The following is a 17,847-nucleotide window of genomic DNA, read 5'->3' as shown; positions in this document are numbered from 1 at the left end:
CCGGGGCGTTCGGAGTACGAGCAGGCGCGGAGATCAGCGCTTGCTGTACTGCGGGGCCTTGCGGGCCTTCTTCAGACCGGCCTTCTTCCGCTCGACCGCGCGGTCGTCGCGGCGCAGGAAGCCGGCCTTCTTGAGCGGGCCGCGGTTGTTGTCGACGTCCGCCTCGTTCAGCGCACGGGCGACACCCAGACGGAGCGCACCGGCCTGACCGGAGACACCGCCACCCGCGATGCGGGCGATGACGTCGTAGCGGCCCTCGAGCTCGAGCACCTTGAAGGGCTCGTTGACTTCCTGCTGGTGCACCTTGTTCGGGAAGTAGTCCTCGAGGGTGCGACCGTTGATCTTCCACTTGCCGGTGCCCGGGACGATCCGGACGCGGGCGATGGCGTTCTTGCGGCGGCCCAGGCCGGCGGCCGGCTGGGGCTCGCCGAAGCGGGAGGCCATGGACTCCGAGGTGTACTCGCCCTCGACGGGGACCTCGGACTCGGTGGTGTAGCTGTCGATGTCAAGCTCTTCGAGCGGCTGCTCGGCAGTGGTCTCGGCCACGATTCTCCTCAGATTCTCTTCAGTCTTAGGGGGTGGCCGGACTTACTGCGCGACCTGGGTGATCTCGAACGGCACCGGCTGCTGGGCAGCGTGCGGGTGCTGGTCGCCCGAGTAGACCTTCAGCTTCGAGAGCATCTGACGGCCCAGGGTGTTCTTGGGGAGCATGCCCTTGACGGCCTTCTCGATGGCCTTCTCGGGGTTCTTCGCGAGCAGCTCGTCGTAACGGACGGAGCGCAGACCACCCGGGTAGCCGGAGTGGCGGTACGCCATCTTCTGGGTCCGCTTGTTGCCGGAGAGGTGCACCTTGTCGGCGTTGATGATGATGACGAAGTCACCGGTGTCAACGTGCGGCGCGTAGATCGGCTTGTGCTTGCCACGCAGGATGGAGGCAGCAGTGGAGGCCAGACGGCCCAGGACGACGTCCTGAGCATCGATGACGTGCCACTGGCGCGTCACATCGCCGGGCTTGGGGCTGTACGTACGCACGGTTCGTAGCCTTCGCTTCTTCAGTGAATGGTCCTGACAAGGTCACCGAAGACGATCACGACAGCCCTGACCGCACTGCGGTGACGCAAACCGCGTGCTGGTCGCTGGTCATCGGCCCGGTGGACCGGTGTAAGGGCCCCTCACGTGAGAATGAGCAAGCCAATACACATAACGAACATGCAGAATACCCACGCTCGGCCGGACGGGTCAAAACGAGTCGGCCTGCGCGGACTGCACGCACTCCCCGATTCTACGGCCCTACTCCGCTTTCCTGCCGCACAGCCGCCCGCTGCCGCCGCGGCGCCCGCCACAGCCCTTTCCGCCCCTGACCACCGCGCATGCTCCGGCTCGCGACCGTCACCGCCAGCGCACACAGGGTGAACGCGTCCCGGAAGGCCCTGCGCCGCCCCGTCTCCAGCCACGGCCAGGTCACTCCCGGCAGCTGCGGCACCAGCGCGAGCCAGAACCAGGGCCGCCGGGCCACCGACCCGGCGTACGGCAGGCCGGCGAGCAGCAGCGGCACGACGACCAGGAGGTAGTGGTCGTAGGACGGCCGTGAGACGAGGAACGCCGAGAGCATCAGCCCCGTGGCCGTCTCCACCAGCCTGAGCGGCCCGGCGTCCCCCACGCCCCAGCGCCGGTACGCGCACAGCACCCCGGCCGCCGCCGCGAGCAGGCCGATCACCTCGGCGGGCGCCCGCGGCAGCCCGAGCCGGCGCAGCACCGCGGGCAGCGAGGCCTCGTACAGCCGTACGAACGAGTCGTCGCCGGTCAGCAGGAACGGCAGGGTGCGGGTGAAGAAGCCCGCCGGATCGGGCAGCAGCAGCCCCGCTGCCCCCGACGCCAGGGCCGGCACCAGGACCAGCACCGCCAGCGCCCGCCACCGGCGCGCGAAGACGAACAGCAGCGCCACAGGGGCGAGCAACGGCTTCAGCGCGACGGCCACGCCGATCAGCGCGCCCGCCGCCACCCACCGGCCCCGGTTCGCCAGCAGCAGACACAGCGGCAGCGCCAGCACCGCCGTCACCGTCCAGTTGCCCAGCCGCACCAGATGCCCGAACGGGGCGAAGCCCGCCGCCAGCGCGAGCAGCCCGAGGGCGGCGAGCCTGCTGTGCAGCGGTACGCGGTGCAGCCGCAGGGCACAGGCCCAGGCCAGCGTGAGCGTAAGGGTCACCGCCACCGGCACGAGCACGGTCAGCACGGGCCGCGGCACCAGGGTCTGCGGGGCGGCGGCCACCACGGCACCCGGCAGATAGAGGAAGTGCGGATCGTCGTACGGCGAACCACCGGCCAGCCAGGACCGTGCCGCGTCCACGACGATCGCGTTGTCCATCCCCCCGTCCGAGGTCACCCGCACCGCGTGCACCGTCAGCGCGCACAGCACCACCGCAAGTCCCGCCCACAGGTGCCCGCTCGCCGGTCGCACCAACCACCCGGAGATGTCGCATTTGCCCGTCGCCATGGGGGCAACGCTAGGGGCTGCGAGGCACGTTGAGGCGGACCAGCACACCCCCGGCCCCGTCTAAGATGCGCCCCATGAGTTATGGGCAGGGGGGCTCTCAGCAACAGTGGGATCCCTGGAAACCGCATTCTCAGCAGCCCTGGAACAGCGGCAGCTCCGGCCAGTCCCCCGACTGGGCCGCGCTCGCCGAGGCCTCCGAGGCCCGCGCCAAACGGCGACGGCTGCTGTTCATAGGCGGCGGCGCACTCGCGACCGTCGCGATAGGCACGGCCGTGGCGGTGGCCGTCGTCTCCGCGGGCGGCAACAACGAGACCGCGGGCGGCCCGTCCTCCCAGCTGCCCGGGAGCGCCGACATACCGAGCGCGACGAGCACGGTCCCGTCGTTCGCCCCGACCAGCGCCCCGCCGCCGCTGGATCCGAAGGACTTCATCGCCAGCGCCAAGAAGGACCGGGCGCCGCTCGGCCCGGACATCCTCTTCCCGGGCACCCAGCTCACCATGGGTGAGACGGTGTACAAGAAGGGCCCCACGGCCGACACCCGCAACTGCGCCTCGGCCGCGAAGGCGACGCTCCCCAAGGTCCTGGGCGACAACGACTGCACCCGTCTGATGCGCGTCACCTACACCAAGGACAACGTGGCGGTGACGGTCGGCGTGGCGGTGTTCGACACCGAGGCCCAGGCGCTCAAGGCCAAGCAGCAGGCCGACAAGAAGAGCATCATCAAGTCCCTCGCGGGCGGCGGCGTCAAGGAGTTCTGCGACGGCGCGGTCTGCCGCTCGACCATCAACTCCTACGGACGCTACGCCTACTTCACCCTGGCCGGCTTCACGAACGGCAAGGACGTGACGACCAAGGACACCGCGGTCTTCTCCACGGGCGACGACCTGGCGGAGTTCACGTTCCGTCAGATCCGCCGCCGGGGCGAGGCCCAGGCGTCGGCAGCGGCGAACGAGTAGCCAGGCAGGAGGGCCGGCCCCGTCCGGAGCCGGCCCTCACCGCTCAGCAGCAACCGCGTGCCGGCAACGACCTCTTGTTCCGGGCCTCCCTGCTCCGCGCGGCCAGCAACTCGTCGGCCGGATAACCGACTTCCTCCAGCGTCAGCCCGTGCGGCCGCACGACGTGCACGGCCGAGTCCCGCACGCCCGCCGCCAGCACCTTTCCGGGCCAGTCCGTCGGTCGGTGCCCGTCCCCCACGAACAACAGCGCCCCGATCAGCGACCGCACCATGTTGTGGCAGAAGGCGTCGGCCCGCACGGTGGCGGTGATGATCCCGTCGTCCCTCCGCACGAGGCTCAGCTCCTGCAGGGTACGAATCGTGGTCGCCCCCTCCCGCCGTTTGCAGTAGGCGGCGAAGTCGTGCTCGCCGAGCAGCCCGCGGGCGGCCTCGTTCATGGCGTCGACATCGAGCGGCCAGTCGTGCCAGAGGACGTGGTTCCGGAGCAGGGGATCGACGCCCCCGGGGTTGTCGGTGACGCGGTAGGCGTAACGCCGCCAGACGGCGGAGAACCGCGCGTCGAAGCCGGTGGGCGCCTCTCTCAGGGCCCACACCCGCACGTCCTTGGGCAGCCGCCCGGCGAGCCGCTTGAGCAGCTTCTGGTGGTGCTCGGCCCACACCTCACGCGGGAGATCCACATGCGCCACCTGCCCACGCGCGTGCACACCCGCGTCGGTCCGCCCGGCCACGGTCAGCTCGTACGTCTCCCGGGACCGTGTGACGGTCCGCAGCGCGTCCTCGACCTCCCCCTGAACGGTCCGACGGCCACCGGCCTGCTTGGCCCAGCCGTGAAAGTCGGAGCCGTCGTAGGACAGATCGAGTCGGACACGGACGTATCCGGGTGCTGCTTCATCACTCACGTACTGATCCTCTCAGGAACACGAGAGCGGGCCCGCTCCGAAAGGAACGGGCCCGCACACGCACGAACGCTTACGCGTCCTTCGACTCCTCGGCGGGAGCCTCGGCGGCGTCCTCGGACTTGGCCTCGACAGCCTCGTCCTTCTTGAGGGCGTCCTCCTTGACCGCGCGCTTGGTGGCGGCCTCGGCCTCGCCGACCGCCTTCTGCTGCACCGTCAGCGCCTCGACCAGCTCGATGACGGCCATGGGCGCGTTGTCGCCACGGCGGTTACCGATCTTGGTGATGCGGGTGTAGCCACCCGGACGGTTCTCGTACCGCGGGCCGATCTCGGTGAAGAGCGTGTGGACGATGCTCTTGTCCGTGATGACCTGGAGCACCTGACGGCGGTTGTGAAGGTCACCCTTCTTCGCCTTGGTGATCAGACGCTCGGCGTACGGCCGCAGACGGCGGGCCTTCGCCTCGGTGGTGGTGATGCGGCCGTGCTCGAACAGCGACTTCGCGAGGTTCGCGAGCATCAGCTTCTCGTGCGCGGCACTGCCGCCCAGACGGGCACCCTTGGTGGGCTTCGGCATCGTGTTTCTCCTAGATGTCTGCCCCGGCCGTATCAGGTACCGGAGTCAGTATCCGAGCAGGCGGTTGCCTGTCGGAGATCCGGCCACTCTTGAAGCACCGGAATGTCCCGCGCCCCCAAAGGGGCGCGGGGAACTGCGCGACCAGCCACAACGGACCGGCAGCCGAATCAGTACTGCTCGGTCTCCACGAAACCGGCGTCAGCATCGTCATCGGCACCGAACGCGTCCGCAGCCGCGGTCGGGTCGAATCCGGGAGGCGAGTCCTTCAGCGCGAGACCCATGCCCGCCAGCTTCGCCTTGACCTCGTCGATGGACTTCGCACCGAAGTTGCGAATGTCGAGGAGGTCCGCCTCGGAACGCGCGACGAGCTCACCCACGGAGTGGATGCCCTCACGCTTGAGGCAGTTGTACGACCGAACGGTGAGCTCGAGCTCCTCGATCGGCAGCGCCAGATCGGCGGCGAGGGCGGCGTCCGTCGGGGACGGACCCATGTCGATGCCCTCGGCGTCGATGTTCAGCTCACGCGCGAGACCGAACAGCTCGACCAGCGTCTTACCGGCGGAGGCCATGGCGTCACGGGGACGCATCGCCTGCTTGGTCTCGACGTCGACGATCAGCTTGTCGAAGTCGGTGCGCTGCTCGACACGCGTGGCCTCGACCTTGTACGTGACCTTGAGCACCGGCGAGTAGATCGAGTCGACCGGGATCCGGCCGATCTCCTGGCCGACCTGCTTGTTCTGCACGGCGGAGACGTAGCCGCGGCCACGCTCGACCGTCAGCTCCATCTCCAGCTTGCCCTTGCCGTTCAGGGTCGCCAGAACGAGGTCGGGGTTGTGCACCTCGACACCGGCCGGCGGCGCGATGTCGGCGGCGGTGACCAGACCCGGGCCCTGCTTGCGCAGGTACATCACCACGGGCTCGTCGTGCTCGCTCGACACGACCAGCTGCTTGATGTTGAGGATCAGGTCGGTGACGTCCTCCTTGACGCCCGGCACGGTGGTGAACTCGTGCAGGACACCGTCGATGCGGATGCTGGTGACAGCGGCACCGGGGATGGACGACAGGAGGGTGCGGCGCAGGGAGTTGCCGAGGGTGTAACCGAAGCCCGGCTCCAGCGGCTCGATCACGAACCGGGAGCGGAACTCGTCGACGACCTCTTCGGTCAACGAGGGACGCTGAGCGATCAGCATGTGTGGATCAGATCCTTCTTTCGTGGACGCCCGCTATATGACGCCCGACGGAAACCGCACCGGTGACAGATGCGGGTACTGCAAGGGTACGGGCGATACGGCCCGAATACTCGGCCGTACCGCCCGGAACCACAGACCGTGACGAAGCGAACGTCAGACGCGACGGCGCTTCGGCGGACGGCAGCCGTTGTGCGGGGTCGGGGTGACGTCCTGGATGGAGCCGACCTCGAGACCGGTCGCCTGAAGCGAACGGATCGCGGTCTCACGACCCGAACCCGGACCCTTCACGAACACGTCGACCTTGCGCATGCCGTGCTCCTGGGCGCGGCGGGCAGCCGACTCGGCGGCCATCTGCGCGGCGAACGGCGTGGACTTCCGGGAGCCCTTGAAGCCGACGTGGCCGGCGGAGGCCCAGGAGATCACGTTGCCGGACGGGTCCGTGATCGAAACGATGGTGTTGTTGAACGTGCTCTTGATGTGCGCGTGGCCGTGAGCGACGTTCTTCTTTTCCTTGCGGCGCACCTTCTTGGCAGCGCCCTGACGTCCCTTGGGGGGCATCTGTACTCCTACGGGAGGTGGTCGGTCCTACAGCGAAGACCGCTGGACGGCGAAGTCCGCTGAGGACTACTTCTTGCCCGGCTTCTTCTTGCCGGCGATGGCGCGACGCGGGCCCTTGCGGGTACGCGCGTTGGTGCTGGTGCGCTGACCGCGGACGGGCAGACCGCGACGGTGACGCAGACCCTGGTAGGTGCCGATCTCGACCTTGCGGCGGATGTCGGCCTGGATCTCGCGACGGAGGTCACCCTCGGTCTTGATGTTGTTGTCGACGTACTCGCGGATGGCGACCAGCTGCTCTTCGGTCAGGTCGCGAACGCGGGTGTTCGGGTCGACGCCGGTGGCGGCCAGCGTCTGCTGCGAAAGGGTCCGGCCGATGCCGAACACGTAGGTGAGGGCGATCTCCACGCGCTTGTCGCGCGGGATGTCAACACCGGAAACGCGTGCCATTCAATGGCTCCAGTTGGTTGTCGGAGGTCTTCCACAGAACCGGCTCCCAGCCGCCGTACCAGGTACGAACTGGGTCCCCGGCCTCCGAACCGGGGGTGTCGAGCCGTGCTCGGCTCGGGCCCTGCGTATGAACATGTTGCTCGCGTCGCGCGAAGATCTGCGAACAGTCGCAGAGGGTGGGTCGTGCTGCGGTCAGCCCTGGCGCTGCTTGTGGCGCGGGTTCTCGCAGATGACCATGACCCGGCCGTGACGGCGGATCACCCTGCACTTGTCGCAGATCTTCTTGACGCTCGGCTTGACCTTCATGGGATGTGAGGTTCTCCGGGTCAGTGCCACCACCCCGGCGGGCCGGGGCGCGGGCAAGATCTACTTGTACCGGTAGACGATCCGGCCACGCGTCAGGTCGTACGGAGACAGCTCCACCACGACCCGGTCGTCAGGGAGGATGCGGATGTAGTGCATACGCATCTTGCCGCTGATGTGTGCCAGGACCTGGTGGCCGTTCTGGAGCTCGACCTTGAACATGGCGTTCGGCAGAGACTCGACGACAGTGCCCTCGATCTCGATGGCACCTTGCTTCTTGGCCACGCTTCGCCCTTCGAATCGACTACCTTGATCGACTCCCACGTGCACCGTACGTAGTGCATGCGGACATGCGGGTGCACAAGAGCCGACGAGTCAGTCTACGTCAGCGCACCCGGAAAGACGAATCGAGGAAGTCTGCCCCACGCGCCAGATCCTTAACCGAGCGGATCGGGGGCGGCCGTGATGCCGTACTCGGCCAGCTTGGCCTTGCCTCCGTCGGGGGCCGTCAGGACCAGGGGGCCCTCCTCGGTGAGGGCGACGGAGTGCTCCCAGTGCGAGGACCAGGTGCCGTCCGTCGTGACGACCGTCCACTCGTCCTCCAGGACGACGGTCTTCGGTGTGCCCAGGGACACCATCGGCTCGATGGCGAGGCAGAACCCGGGGACCAGCTTGGGCCCCTTGCCCCGGCGCCGGTCGACGTAGTTCAGCAGGTGCGGGTCCATGTGCATCTCGGTGCCGATGCCGTGACCGCCGTAGTCCTCGATGATCCCGTACCGGCCGCCGCCGGGCTTGGGCTGGCGCCGGATGTACGTCTCGATGGCGCGTGAGACGTCGACGAGCCGGTTGCCCTGCTTCATCGCCGCGATCCCGGCCCACATCGACTCCTCGGTCACCCGGGACAGCTCGACCAGCTCCGGGGAGTGGCCGGACCCGACGAACGCGGTGTACGCGGCATCGCCGTGCCAGCCGTCGATGATCGCACCGCAGTCGATCGAGATGATGTCGCCGTCCTTCAGCACGACCTCGTCGGAGGGGATCCCGTGCACGACGACCTCGTTCACGGAGGTGCAGATGGTGGCCGGGAACCCGCCGTACCCGAGGAAGTTCGGCTTGGCGTTGTGCTCCGCCAGCACCTTCCGGGCGACCTGGTCCAGATCCTTGGTGGTCGCCCCGGGCACGGCCGCCTCCCGCGTGGCCGCGTGAATAGCAGCGACGACCAACCCCGCCTCACGCATCTTGGCGATCTGCTCGGGGTTCTTGATCTGCACCATGGGGGCTACGGCCTTTCTGGACCGGAGAAAGAACGGACGCCATCAACGATACGGCCAGCGACAAGGCTCAGCCGCGGCTCCTTCTCGAGGAACCGCGGCTGCAGCCGGCGCTCACAGGCCTACTTGTCGCGCTTCAGCGCTTCCAGCGCGCGCCCGGTGACCTCGTCCACCGGACCCATCGCGGAGATCGTCACCACAAGGCCCTGCGCCTTGTAGTAGTCGATGATCGGCTCGGTCTGCGTGTGGTAGACCTCCAGCCGCGTCCGCACCGTCTCCTCGGTGTCGTCGTCGCGCTGGTAGAGCTCACCACCGCAGACGTCACACACGCCCTCCTTCTTCGGCGGGCTGTACGACACGTGGAAGACGTGGCTGGAGTCCTTGCGGCAGATCCGCCGGCCGGCGATCCGCTTGACCACCTCGTCCTCGGGGGCCTCAAGATCGAGGACCGCGTCGAGCTCGATGCTCTCGGTCTTCAGCAGCTCGTCGAGCGCCTCGGCCTGGGAGACGTTGCGGGGAAAGCCGTCCAGCAGGAAGCCGCCCTCGGCGTCGGGCTGCTCCATGCGGTCCTTGGCCATGGCGATGGTGACCTCGTCCGGGACGAGGTTGCCGGCGTCCATGTAGGACTTCGCGAGCTTGCCCAGCTCGGTCTGCCGGCTGATGTTGGCCCGGAACAGGTCACCGGTGGAAATGTGCGGGATGCGCAGTTTCTCGGCAAGGCGGGTGGCCTGCGTACCCTTTCCAGCACCCGGCGGCCCGACGAGGACGATTCGCATCAGCGGAGGAACCCTTCGTAATTGCGCTGCTGGAGCTGGCTCTCGATCTGCTTCACCGTCTCGAGACCGACACCCACGATGATCAGGATGCTGGTCCCTCCGAACACGAAGTTCTGGTTTGCCCCGAAACCAGCCAACGCCATTGTCGGCACGAGAGCGATCAGGCCCAGGTACAGCGAACCCGGCCAGGTGATCCGGTTGAGTACGTAGCTGAGGTACTCAGCGGTCGGTCGGCCAGCCCGGATGCCCGGGATGAAGCCACCATACTTCTTCATGTTGTCGGCGACTTCTTCGGGGTTGAAGGAGATGGCCACGTAGAAGAACGCGAAGAAAACGATCAGGAGGAAGTACAGCGACACGTGGATCGGCGCACCCGTGTCGACCAGGTTCTTCTCCACCCAGGCCTTCCATCCCGCGTTCCCGCTGGAGAACTGCGCGATCAGGGCCGGGATGTAGAGCAGCGACGACGCGAAGATGACCGGAATCACACCGGCCTGGTTCACCTTGAGCGGGATGTACGTGGACGTACCACCGTAGGAACGGCGGCCGATCATGCGCTTCGCGTACTGCACGGGGATCCGGCGCTGGGCCTGCTCCACGAAGACGACCAGGCCGACCATGACGAAGCCGACGAGCATGACCGTGCCGAACTCGATCCAGCCGTCCGCCAGGCTGCCCTGCTCCTTGATGGCCCACAGGGAGGCGGGGAAGGTCGCGGCGATCGAGATGAACATCAGGATCGACATGCCGTTGCCGATGCCGCGGTCGGTGATGAGCTCGCCGAGCCACATCACGACGGCCGTGCCGGCGGTCATGGTGATGACCATGGTGATGGTGACGAAGATCGACTGGTCCGGGACGATCTGGCTCGCGACCGGGCAGTTCTGGAACAGCGCACCGCTGCGGGCGGTAGCGACGAGGCCGGTGCCCTGGAGGATGGCGAGCGCGACCGTGAGGTAACGCGTGTACTGCGTGATCTTCGCCGTACCGGCCTGGCCCTCCTTCTTCAGGGCTTCCAGGCGCGGGATCACCACGGTCAGCAGCTGCAGGATGATGCTCGCCGTGATGTACGGCATGATGCCCAGCGCGAAGATCGTGATCTGGAGCAGCGCGCCACCGCTGAACATGTTGACCAGACCGAACAGGCCCTGGTTGGCCTCCGCGTTGTCGATACAGGTCTGGACGTTGCGGTAGTCGACACCCGGGATCGGGATATGCGTACCGACCCGGTACACCACGATGATGCCGAGCGTGAAGAGCAGCTTCTTGCGCAGGTCGGGCGTCTTGAACGCCCGGGCGAACGCGGTGAGCACGGTGCCTCCTGCGACCCCCCGCGCAACTGCGTCAAGGGTGACGGTCTTGAGATTCCGACTAAGGACGAATACGTAACGGTCAACTGCCGCCCCGAGTGCCCCGTATGAGGCGCCCGGGAAAAGTGGGCAGTGCAGGTCACCTTACCGGCGAGACTGCCGCCCTAGGAACGACCAACCGGGGATGCCCCATTTGTGGGGCATCCCCGGTCGGGATCGCTCAAGTCATCAAGACGCCTGATGGACTCAGACGAGCTCGGTGACGGTACCGCCGGCGGCGGTGATCTTCTCCTTGGCGGAGCCGGAGACGGCGTCGACCGTCACCTGCAGCGCCACGGAGATCTCGCCCTGGCCGAGGACCTTGACGAGCGCGTTCTTGCGAACGGCACCCTTGGCCACCAGACCCTCGACGGTGACCTCGCCACCCTCGGGGTAGAGCGCGGCCAGCTTGTCGAGGTTCACGACCTGGTACTCGGTCTTGAACGGGTTCTTGAAGCCCTTCAGCTTCGGGAGGCGCATGTGCAGCGGCATCTGGCCGCCCTCGAAGCGCTCCGGAACCTGGTAGCGGGCCTTCGTACCCTTCGTACCACGACCGGCCGTCTTACCCTTCGACGCCTCACCACGACCCACACGGGTCTTGGCGGTCTTGGCGCCCGGGGCGGGACGGAGGTTGTGGATCTTCAGCGGGTTCTGCTCCGCCATGATCAGTCGACCTCCTCGACCGTCACGAGGTGGCGGACGGTGTGCACCATGCCGCGGAACTCGGGGCGGTCCTCCTTGACGACCACGTCGTTGACCTTCTTGAGGCCAAGCGAACGCAGGGTGTCACGGTGGTTCTGCTTGCTGCCGATGTAGGACTTGACCTGCGTGATCTTGAGCTGCGCCATGATTACGCACCCGCCCCGGCACGCGCACGCAGCAGAGCCGCGGGAGCGACGTCCTCGAGGGGCAGACCGCGGCGGGCCGCGATCTCCTCGGGACGCTGCAGGCCCTTCAGGGCCTCCACGGTCGCGTGCACGATGTTGATGGCGTTGTCGGAGCCGAGCGACTTCGACAGCACGTCGTGGATACCGGCGCACTCGAGCACGGCACGCACCGGACCACCGGCGATAACACCGGTACCGGGCGACGCGGGCTTGAGCAGCACGACGCCGGCCGCCTTCTCACCCTGGATCGGGTGCGGGATGGTGCCCTGGATCCGGGGGACCTTGAAGAAGTGCTTCTTGGCCTCCTCAACGCCCTTGGCGATGGCGGCCGGCACCTCCTTGGCCTTGCCGTATCCGACACCCACGGTGCCGTCACCGTCGCCCACCACGACCAGCGCGGTGAAGCTGAAGCGACGACCACCCTTCACAACCTTGGCGACGCGGTTGATCGCGACGACGCGCTCAACGTACGCGGTCTTCTCGGCGGCAGCAGCGCCGCCGTCACGGCCCTTCCGGTCCCGCCGCTCGCCGCCACCGGCACCGCTTCCGCGGCGCTGGGGTCCAGCCATTGGATTACCTCTCTCTTTCCGCTAGCTACAAGCGGCTCAGAACTTGAGCCCGGCTTCGCGGGCGGCGTCGGCCAGGGCGGCGATGCGCCCGGCGTACTGGTTGCCACCACGGTCGAACACGACGGCCTCGACACCGGCGGCCTTGGCACGCTCGGCGACCAGGGCGCCGACCTGCTTGGCCTGCGCGGACTTGTCGCCCTCGCCACCGCGGATCGACGCGTCCAGGGTGGACGCCGACGCCAGGGTGTGGCCCTTCAGGTCGTCGATCACCTGCGCCACGATGTGGCGGTTGGAACGAGTCACGACCAGGCGAGGACGCTCGGCGGTGCCGGCGACCTTCTTGCGGATCCGGATGTGACGACGCTTGATAGCAGCACGCTTGTAGGCGTCGCCCTTGAGGATCTTCTGCCCGTATGCCATGGCTTACTTACCCGCCTTTCCGACCTTGCGGCGGATGACTTCGCCCTCGTACTTGACGCCCTTGGCCTTGTACGGGTCGGGCTTGCGCAGCTTGCGGATGTTGGCCGCAACCTCGCCGACCTTCTGCTTGTCGATGCCCTCGACCGAGAAACGCGTCGGGGACTCCACCTTGAAGGTGATGCCCTCGGGGGCCTCGACCGTGATCGGGTGGCTGTAGCCCAGGGAGAACTCCAGGTTGGAGCCCTTGGCCTGGACGCGGTAACCGACACCGCTGATCTCGAGCTTCTTCACGTAACCCTGGGTCACGCCGGTGATCATGTTCGCCACCAGCGTGCGGGACAGGCCGTGCAGGGCCTTGTTCTGACGCTCGTCGTTGGGGCGGGTGACGTTCAGAACGCCGTCCTCACCCTTGGCGATCTCGATCGGCGCCACGACGGTGTGGGTCAGCGAGCCCTTGGGACCCTTGACCGAGACCGTCTGGCCGTCGATGGTGACGTCCACGCCGGCGGGAACCGCGATGGGGAGCTTGCCGATGCGCGACATAGCTGTTTCCTCCGTTCCCTTCTGCTACCAGACGTAGGCGAGGACTTCCCCACCCACGCCCTTCTTGCCGGCCTGCTTGTCGGTGAGGAGCCCGTGCGACGTGGAGATGATCGCCACGCCGAGGCCGCCCAGCACCTTCGGCAGGTTGGTGGACTTCGCGTACACCCGGAGACCGGGCTTGGAGATCCGCTTGATGCCCGCGATGGAGCGCTCACGGTTCGGGCCGAACTTCAGCTCGAGGACGAGGTTCTTGCCGACCTCGGCGTCCTCGACGCGCCAGCCCGTGATGAAGCCCTCCTGCTGGAGGATCTCCGCGATGTGCGACTTGATCTTGGAGTGCGGCATCGACACCGAGTCGTGGTACGCCGAGTTCGCGTTCCGCAGACGCGTCAGCATGTCTGCGATCGGATCAGTCATGGTCATGAATTGGCCTTCGGCCTCTCTCGCCGGGGTTTCCTGGTGCGCCATCCCTCTCCCCGATCCGAGACGGGACGGGTGCGGCGCGGTGGACCTACGGCGTAGTAAGTCGTACGGGCGGCGACAGACGCCCAACCCCACAAGCCTAAGCCATGGGAGCTGGGCGTCTTACCGCCCCAGATACTTACCGAGAGCCTTGGGAATCCCGAATTACCGGGATTACCAGGAGCTCTTGGTCACGCCCGGCAGCTCGCCACGGTGAGCCATCTCACGAAGGCACACGCGGCACAGGCCGAACTTGCGGTACACGGAGTGCGGACGGCCGCAGCGCTGGCAGCGGGTGTAGCCACGCACACCGAACTTGGGCTTGCGAGCAGCCTTCGCGATGAGAGCCTTCTTCGCCATCTCGCTCACGCCTCCTTGAACGGGAAGCCGAGGTGACGGAGAAGGGCACGGCCCTCTTCGTCGTTGGTCGCCGTGGTGACCACGGTGATGTCCATACCCCGGACGCGGTCGATCTTGTCCTGGTCGATCTCGTGGAACATGACCTGCTCCGTGAGACCGAAGGTGTAGTTGCCACGGCCGTCGAACTGCTTGGGGGACAGGCCGCGGAAGTCGCGGATGCGCGGCAGCGCGAGCGACAGGGTGCGGTCCAGGAACTCCCACATGCGGTCGCCACGGAGCGTGACGTGGGCACCGATCGGCTGGCCCTCACGCAGCTTGAACTGCGCGATGGACTTGCGGGCCTTGGTGACGGCCGGCTTCTGACCGGTGATCGTGGTGAGGTCGCGGATGGCGCCCTCGATCAGCTTGGAGTCGCGGGCGGCGTCGCCCACACCCATGTTGACCACGATCTTGACGAGGCCCGGAACCTGCATGACGTTCTCGTACTTGAACTCGTCACGCAGCTTGCCGACGATCTCCTCGCGGTACTTCGTCTTCAGGCGCGGAGTGGTGGTGGTCGTCATCAGATGTCCTCACCCGTCCGCTTGGCAACGCGGATCTTGTTGCCCTCTTCGTCGAAGCGGTAGCCGACGCGGGTCACGACCTTCTTGCCGTCCTTCTCGACGACCAGCTGGACGTTGGACACGTGGATCGGGGCCTCGGTGGTGACAATGCCACCCGCCTGCGAACCGCGAGCCGTCGGACCGGCCTTGGTGTGCTTCTTGACCCGGTTGACACCCTCGACCAGGACGCGCTCCTCGCGCGGGTAAGCGGCAATGACCTTGCCCTGCTTGCCCTTGTCCTTGCCGGTGATGACCTGGACCAGGTCGCCCTTCTTGATCTTCATGCTCACAGCACCTCCGGCGCGAGGGAGATGATCTTCATGAACTTCTTCTCGCGCAGCTCACGGCCCACCGGGCCGAAGATACGGGTGCCACGAGGGTCGCCGTCGTTCTTCAGAATGACGGCGGCGTTCTCGTCGAAGCGGATGTACGAGCCGTCCGGACGGCGGCGCTCCTTGACGGTGCGAACGATGACCGCCTTGACGACGTCACCCTTCTTCACGTTGCCACCGGGGATCGCGTCCTTGACGGTGGCGACGATGACGTCACCGATGCCCGCGTAGCGGCGACCGGAGCCACCGAGCACACGGATGCAAAGGATCTCCTTCGCACCAGTGTTGTCGGCGACACGCAGTCGCGACTCCTGCTGGATCACGTCTATCTCCTGAATGTCTGCCGGTTCCCGGCAGGGGCCTCATACGAGGACCCCTGCCGAGCCTGGCGGAACTGTCCTGCGGGTCTGCCCGCAGGAATTACTTGGCCTTCTCGAGGATCTCGACGACGCGCCAGCGCTTCGTCGCGGACAGCGGCCGGGTCTCCATGAGGAGGACGCGGTCGCCGACACCCGCGGCGTTCTGCTCGTCGTGCGCCTTGAGCTTGTTGGTACGGCGGATGACCTTGCCGTACAGCGCGTGCTTCACGCGGTCCTCGACGGCGACGACGACGGTCTTGTCCATCTTGTCGCTGACGACCAGACCCTCACGGGTCTTGCGGAAACCGCGGGCTTCCTTGTTCTGCTCAGTCACGTTGCTCTCGCTCATCAGGCGTTCTCCACCGTCTCGATGCCGAGCTCACGCTCACGCATGAGGGTGTAGATCCGGGCGATGTCCTTGCGGACCGCCTTGAGACGGCCGTGGTTCTCGAGCTGACCCGTGGCCGCCTGGAAGCGGAGGTTGAACAGCTCTTCCTTGGCCTCGCGGAGCTTCGCCAGAAGCTCCTCGTTGCCCAGCTCGCGCAGCTCGGACGCCTTGGTACCGGCCGACATCACGCTTCACCTGCCTCGCGCTTGACGATCCGGCACTTCATCGGCAGCTTGTGGGCCGCGCGAGTCAGCGCCTCACGGGCGATCTTCTCGTTGGGGTACGACAGCTCGAACATGACGCGTCCGGGCTTGACGTTGGCGACCCACCACTCCGGAGAACCCTTACCGGAACCCATGCGGGTCTCGGCCGGCTTCTTCGTGAGCGGGCGGTCCGGGTAGATGTTGATCCAGACCTTGCCGCCACGCTTGATGTGACGGGTCATGGCGATACGAGCCGCCTCGATCTGGCGGTTCGTCACGTACGCCGGGGTCAGCGCCTGGATGCCGTACTCGCCGAACGCAACCTGCGTGCCACCCTTGGACATGCCGTTGCGCTTGGGGTGGTGCTGCTTGCGGTGCTTGACCCTACGGGGGATCAGCATGGTGGTCAGGCCTCCGTTCCGGTGCTCTCAGCCGGAGCGGCGGCGGGCGCCTCGGCCTTGGGGGCCTCGGCGGCCGGAGCCTGCTGCTGCGGCTTGCGACCGCGCCGCTCGCCACCGCGGCCACCACGGGCCGGGCGGTCGGCGCCACCGCGGGCCGGGCGGTTACCCGCACGGGCGGCAGCGTTCTCGGCGCGGACCTCGGCGATGTTCTTGACGTCGCCCTTGTAGATCCAGACCTTCACACCGATGCGGCCGAAGGTCGTCTTGGCCTCGAAGAAGCCGTAGTCCACGTTCGCGCGGAGCGTGTGCAGGGGCACGCGGCCCTCGCGGTAGAACTCCGAGCGGGACATCTCGGCGCCGCCGAGGCGGCCACCGCACTGGATCTTGATGCCCTTGGCGCCCGCCTTCATCGCCGACTGCATGCTCTTGCGCATGGCGCGGCGGAAGGAGACGCGGGAGGAGAGCTGCTCGGCGACGGCCTGCGCGACCAGCTGAGCGTCGGTCTCGGGGTTCTTGACCTCGAGGATGTTCAGCTGGACCTGCTTGCCGGTGAGCTTCTCGAGGTCGCCGCGGATGCGGTCGGCCTCGGCGCCACGGCGGCCGATCACGATGCCCGGACGCGCGGTGTGGATGTCCACACGCACACGGTCACGGGTGCGCTCGATCTCGACCTTGGAGATGCCGGCGCGCTCCATGCCGGACGTCATCATCCGACGGATGGCGACGTCTTCCTTGACGTAGTCCTTGTACAGCTTGTCGGCGTACCAACGCGACTTGAAGTCGGTCGTGACACCGAGCCGGAACCCGTGCGGGTTTACCTTCTGGCCCATTACCGGGTTCCTTCCTTGCTGCTGACGACCACGGTGATGTGGCTGGTCCGCTTGCGGATCCGGTAGGCGCGGCCCTGGGCGCGCGGCCGGAACCGCTTCAGGGTCGGGCCCTCGTCGACGTAGGCCTCGGAGATGTAGAGGCTGTCGACATCGGTGTGGTCGTAGTTGTGCGCGGCGTTGGCGATGGCGCTGTCCAGCACCTTGCCGACCGGCACGCTCGCGGCCTGCGGGGCGAAACGCAGGACCGCCTGAGCCTCCGTGGCATCCATGCCACGGATGAGGTCCACCACGCGGCGGGCCTTCATGGGCGTGACGCGGATGTACCGCGCCTGGGCCCTGGCTTCCATGGTTGTCCCTTCAGTGTTTGTCATGGTCATTCACACCCCGCTGACTAGCGGCGCTTCGACTTCCGGTCTTCCTTGACGTGACCCCGGAAGGTGCGCGTCGGCGAGAACTCGCCGAGCTTGTGGCCGACCATGGACTCGGTGACAAACACCGGGATGTGGGTCTTGCCGTTGTGCACCGCGAGCGTGTGGCCGAGCATGGCCGGCACGATCATCGAGCGACGGGACCAGGTCTTGATGACGTTCTTGGTACCGGCTTCGTTCTGGGCGTCCACCTTCTTCATCAGGTGGTCGTCGACGAAGGGTCCCTTCTTCAAGCTACGAGGCATCTCAA

30 protein-coding genes are annotated in these 17,847 nt (G+C 67.0%); 1 reads left to right on the top strand and 29 read right to left on the bottom strand.

The window, feature by feature from the left end; all coding sequences use genetic code 11:
* Positions 1-33: 33 nt before the first annotated feature.
* The 3 genes from rpsI to AB0412_RS22445 all read right to left on the bottom strand — a co-directional run bounded on the left by rpsI (position 34) and on the right by AB0412_RS22445 (position 2,494).
* Positions 34-546, bottom strand: a complete 513-nt coding sequence (rpsI, locus tag AB0412_RS22455; RefSeq protein ID WP_019526966.1) for a 30S ribosomal protein S9 — start codon at positions 544-546, stop codon at positions 34-36.
* Between the two features lie 42 nt (positions 547-588).
* Positions 589-1,032 carry a 50S ribosomal protein L13 gene (rplM, locus tag AB0412_RS22450; protein WP_019526965.1) on the bottom strand — a complete coding sequence of 148 codons (444 nt, stop codon included), beginning with the start codon at positions 1,030-1,032 and terminating at the stop codon, positions 589-591.
* 250 nt (positions 1,033-1,282) lie between these two features.
* The gene (locus AB0412_RS22445) at positions 1,283-2,494 is read right to left on the bottom strand and encodes a glycosyltransferase family 87 protein (protein ID WP_366404327.1); all 1,212 of its coding nucleotides are present in this window, start codon (positions 2,492-2,494) and stop codon (positions 1,283-1,285) included.
* A 74-nt stretch (positions 2,495-2,568) separates the two neighbouring features.
* Between AB0412_RS22445 and AB0412_RS22440 the strand changes: the two genes are divergently transcribed.
* Positions 2,569-3,450, top strand: coding sequence for a hypothetical protein (locus AB0412_RS22440; protein WP_366404326.1), 882 nt, complete (start codon positions 2,569-2,571; stop codon positions 3,448-3,450).
* Between the two features lie 43 nt (positions 3,451-3,493).
* Here the strand turns inward: AB0412_RS22440 and truA are convergent, their stop codons facing one another.
* The 26 genes from truA to rpsS all read right to left on the bottom strand — a co-directional run bounded on the left by truA (position 3,494) and on the right by rpsS (position 17,842).
* On the bottom strand, positions 3,494-4,348 hold the full coding sequence (gene truA, locus AB0412_RS22435) for a tRNA pseudouridine(38-40) synthase TruA (RefSeq protein ID WP_366404325.1): 855 nt from the start codon (positions 4,346-4,348) through the stop codon (positions 3,494-3,496).
* A 70-nt stretch (positions 4,349-4,418) separates the two neighbouring features.
* A complete protein-coding gene (gene rplQ / locus AB0412_RS22430) occupies positions 4,419-4,919 on the bottom strand; it encodes a 50S ribosomal protein L17 (RefSeq protein WP_366404324.1) in 501 nt (166 codons plus the stop codon).
* 167 nt (positions 4,920-5,086) lie between these two features.
* The gene (locus AB0412_RS22425; protein WP_003966937.1) at positions 5,087-6,109 is read right to left on the bottom strand and encodes a DNA-directed RNA polymerase subunit alpha; all 1,023 of its coding nucleotides are present in this window, start codon (positions 6,107-6,109) and stop codon (positions 5,087-5,089) included.
* Positions 6,110-6,262: 153 nt separating this feature from the next.
* Positions 6,263-6,667, bottom strand: coding sequence for a 30S ribosomal protein S11 (rpsK, locus tag AB0412_RS22420; RefSeq protein ID WP_003956432.1), 405 nt, complete (start codon positions 6,665-6,667; stop codon positions 6,263-6,265).
* A 66-nt stretch (positions 6,668-6,733) separates the two neighbouring features.
* Complete coding sequence (rpsM, locus tag AB0412_RS22415; protein WP_019526959.1) at positions 6,734-7,114, bottom strand: 30S ribosomal protein S13; 381 nt, start codon at positions 7,112-7,114, stop codon at positions 6,734-6,736.
* 192 nt (positions 7,115-7,306) lie between these two features.
* Positions 7,307-7,420, bottom strand: a complete 114-nt coding sequence (rpmJ, locus tag AB0412_RS22410; protein ID WP_003998809.1) for a 50S ribosomal protein L36 — start codon at positions 7,418-7,420, stop codon at positions 7,307-7,309.
* A gap of 60 nt (positions 7,421-7,480) precedes the next feature.
* Positions 7,481-7,702: a translation initiation factor IF-1 gene (infA, locus tag AB0412_RS22405; protein ID WP_003948620.1), complete on the bottom strand. Its 222-nt coding sequence runs from the start codon at positions 7,700-7,702 to the stop codon at positions 7,481-7,483.
* 152 nt (positions 7,703-7,854) lie between these two features.
* Entirely contained in the window at positions 7,855-8,691 is an 837-nt protein-coding gene (map, locus tag AB0412_RS22400) for a type I methionyl aminopeptidase (RefSeq protein WP_366404323.1), read from the bottom strand.
* Between the two features lie 119 nt (positions 8,692-8,810).
* A complete protein-coding gene (locus AB0412_RS22395; protein WP_366404322.1) occupies positions 8,811-9,464 on the bottom strand; it encodes an adenylate kinase in 654 nt (217 codons plus the stop codon).
* Complete coding sequence (gene secY, locus AB0412_RS22390) at positions 9,464-10,777, bottom strand: preprotein translocase subunit SecY (RefSeq protein ID WP_366404321.1); 1,314 nt, start codon at positions 10,775-10,777, stop codon at positions 9,464-9,466. Before secY ends, AB0412_RS22395 begins: the two co-directional genes overlap by 1 nt.
* A 243-nt stretch (positions 10,778-11,020) precedes the next feature.
* The gene (rplO, locus tag AB0412_RS22385) at positions 11,021-11,476 is read right to left on the bottom strand and encodes a 50S ribosomal protein L15 (protein WP_059127184.1); all 456 of its coding nucleotides are present in this window, start codon (positions 11,474-11,476) and stop codon (positions 11,021-11,023) included.
* 2 nt (positions 11,477-11,478) lie between these two features.
* Complete coding sequence (gene rpmD, locus AB0412_RS22380; RefSeq protein ID WP_004984515.1) at positions 11,479-11,661, bottom strand: 50S ribosomal protein L30; 183 nt, start codon at positions 11,659-11,661, stop codon at positions 11,479-11,481.
* A gap of 2 nt (positions 11,662-11,663) precedes the next feature.
* Positions 11,664-12,269 carry a 30S ribosomal protein S5 gene (rpsE, locus tag AB0412_RS22375; protein ID WP_019753099.1) on the bottom strand — a complete coding sequence of 202 codons (606 nt, stop codon included), beginning with the start codon at positions 12,267-12,269 and terminating at the stop codon, positions 11,664-11,666.
* 36 nt (positions 12,270-12,305) lie between these two features.
* Positions 12,306-12,689 carry a 50S ribosomal protein L18 gene (gene rplR, locus AB0412_RS22370; protein WP_004984518.1) on the bottom strand — a complete coding sequence of 128 codons (384 nt, stop codon included), beginning with the start codon at positions 12,687-12,689 and terminating at the stop codon, positions 12,306-12,308.
* A 3-nt stretch (positions 12,690-12,692) separates the two neighbouring features.
* Positions 12,693-13,232 (bottom strand): 50S ribosomal protein L6, encoded by a 540-nt coding sequence (gene rplF, locus AB0412_RS22365; RefSeq protein WP_366404320.1) that lies wholly within the window; start codon positions 13,230-13,232, stop codon positions 12,693-12,695.
* A 24-nt stretch (positions 13,233-13,256) separates the two neighbouring features.
* Positions 13,257-13,655: a 30S ribosomal protein S8 gene (gene rpsH / locus AB0412_RS22360; protein WP_055706474.1), complete on the bottom strand. Its 399-nt coding sequence runs from the start codon at positions 13,653-13,655 to the stop codon at positions 13,257-13,259.
* A gap of 213 nt (positions 13,656-13,868) precedes the next feature.
* The gene (locus AB0412_RS22355; RefSeq protein WP_003948630.1) at positions 13,869-14,054 is read right to left on the bottom strand and encodes a type Z 30S ribosomal protein S14; all 186 of its coding nucleotides are present in this window, start codon (positions 14,052-14,054) and stop codon (positions 13,869-13,871) included.
* A gap of 5 nt (positions 14,055-14,059) precedes the next feature.
* Positions 14,060-14,617, bottom strand: coding sequence for a 50S ribosomal protein L5 (gene rplE, locus AB0412_RS22350; RefSeq protein WP_190004953.1), 558 nt, complete (start codon positions 14,615-14,617; stop codon positions 14,060-14,062).
* Entirely contained in the window at positions 14,617-14,940 is a 324-nt protein-coding gene (gene rplX, locus AB0412_RS22345) for a 50S ribosomal protein L24 (protein WP_196460383.1), read from the bottom strand. Before rplX ends, rplE begins: the two co-directional genes overlap by 1 nt.
* Positions 14,941-14,942: 2 nt before the next feature.
* Positions 14,943-15,311, bottom strand: a complete 369-nt coding sequence (rplN, locus tag AB0412_RS22340; RefSeq protein ID WP_003998823.1) for a 50S ribosomal protein L14 — start codon at positions 15,309-15,311, stop codon at positions 14,943-14,945.
* A 97-nt stretch (positions 15,312-15,408) separates the two neighbouring features.
* The gene (gene rpsQ / locus AB0412_RS22335; RefSeq protein WP_330338323.1) at positions 15,409-15,696 is read right to left on the bottom strand and encodes a 30S ribosomal protein S17; all 288 of its coding nucleotides are present in this window, start codon (positions 15,694-15,696) and stop codon (positions 15,409-15,411) included.
* Positions 15,696-15,920, bottom strand: coding sequence for a 50S ribosomal protein L29 (gene rpmC, locus AB0412_RS22330; RefSeq protein ID WP_007494763.1), 225 nt, complete (start codon positions 15,918-15,920; stop codon positions 15,696-15,698). The genes rpsQ and rpmC overlap by 1 nt, the downstream gene beginning before the upstream one ends.
* Positions 15,920-16,339, bottom strand: a complete 420-nt coding sequence (gene rplP, locus AB0412_RS22325) for a 50S ribosomal protein L16 (protein WP_029380975.1) — start codon at positions 16,337-16,339, stop codon at positions 15,920-15,922. Before rplP ends, rpmC begins: the two co-directional genes overlap by 1 nt.
* A gap of 5 nt (positions 16,340-16,344) precedes the next feature.
* Entirely contained in the window at positions 16,345-17,169 is an 825-nt protein-coding gene (gene rpsC, locus AB0412_RS22320) for a 30S ribosomal protein S3 (protein ID WP_164332810.1), read from the bottom strand.
* Positions 17,169-17,516, bottom strand: a complete 348-nt coding sequence (gene rplV / locus AB0412_RS22315; RefSeq protein ID WP_028420772.1) for a 50S ribosomal protein L22 — start codon at positions 17,514-17,516, stop codon at positions 17,169-17,171. Before rplV ends, rpsC begins: the two co-directional genes overlap by 1 nt.
* A gap of 44 nt (positions 17,517-17,560) precedes the next feature.
* Positions 17,561-17,842, bottom strand: a complete 282-nt coding sequence (gene rpsS, locus AB0412_RS22310) for a 30S ribosomal protein S19 (protein WP_030233885.1) — start codon at positions 17,840-17,842, stop codon at positions 17,561-17,563.
* Positions 17,843-17,847 lie beyond the last annotated feature (5 nt).

This window comes from Streptomyces sp. NPDC052012 (assembly GCF_040689265.1).
Lineage (GTDB): Bacteria > Actinomycetota > Actinomycetes > Streptomycetales > Streptomycetaceae > Streptomyces.
Note: the sequence above shows the minus strand (reverse complement) of the source record. Positions and strands in the feature narration are given on the sequence as shown.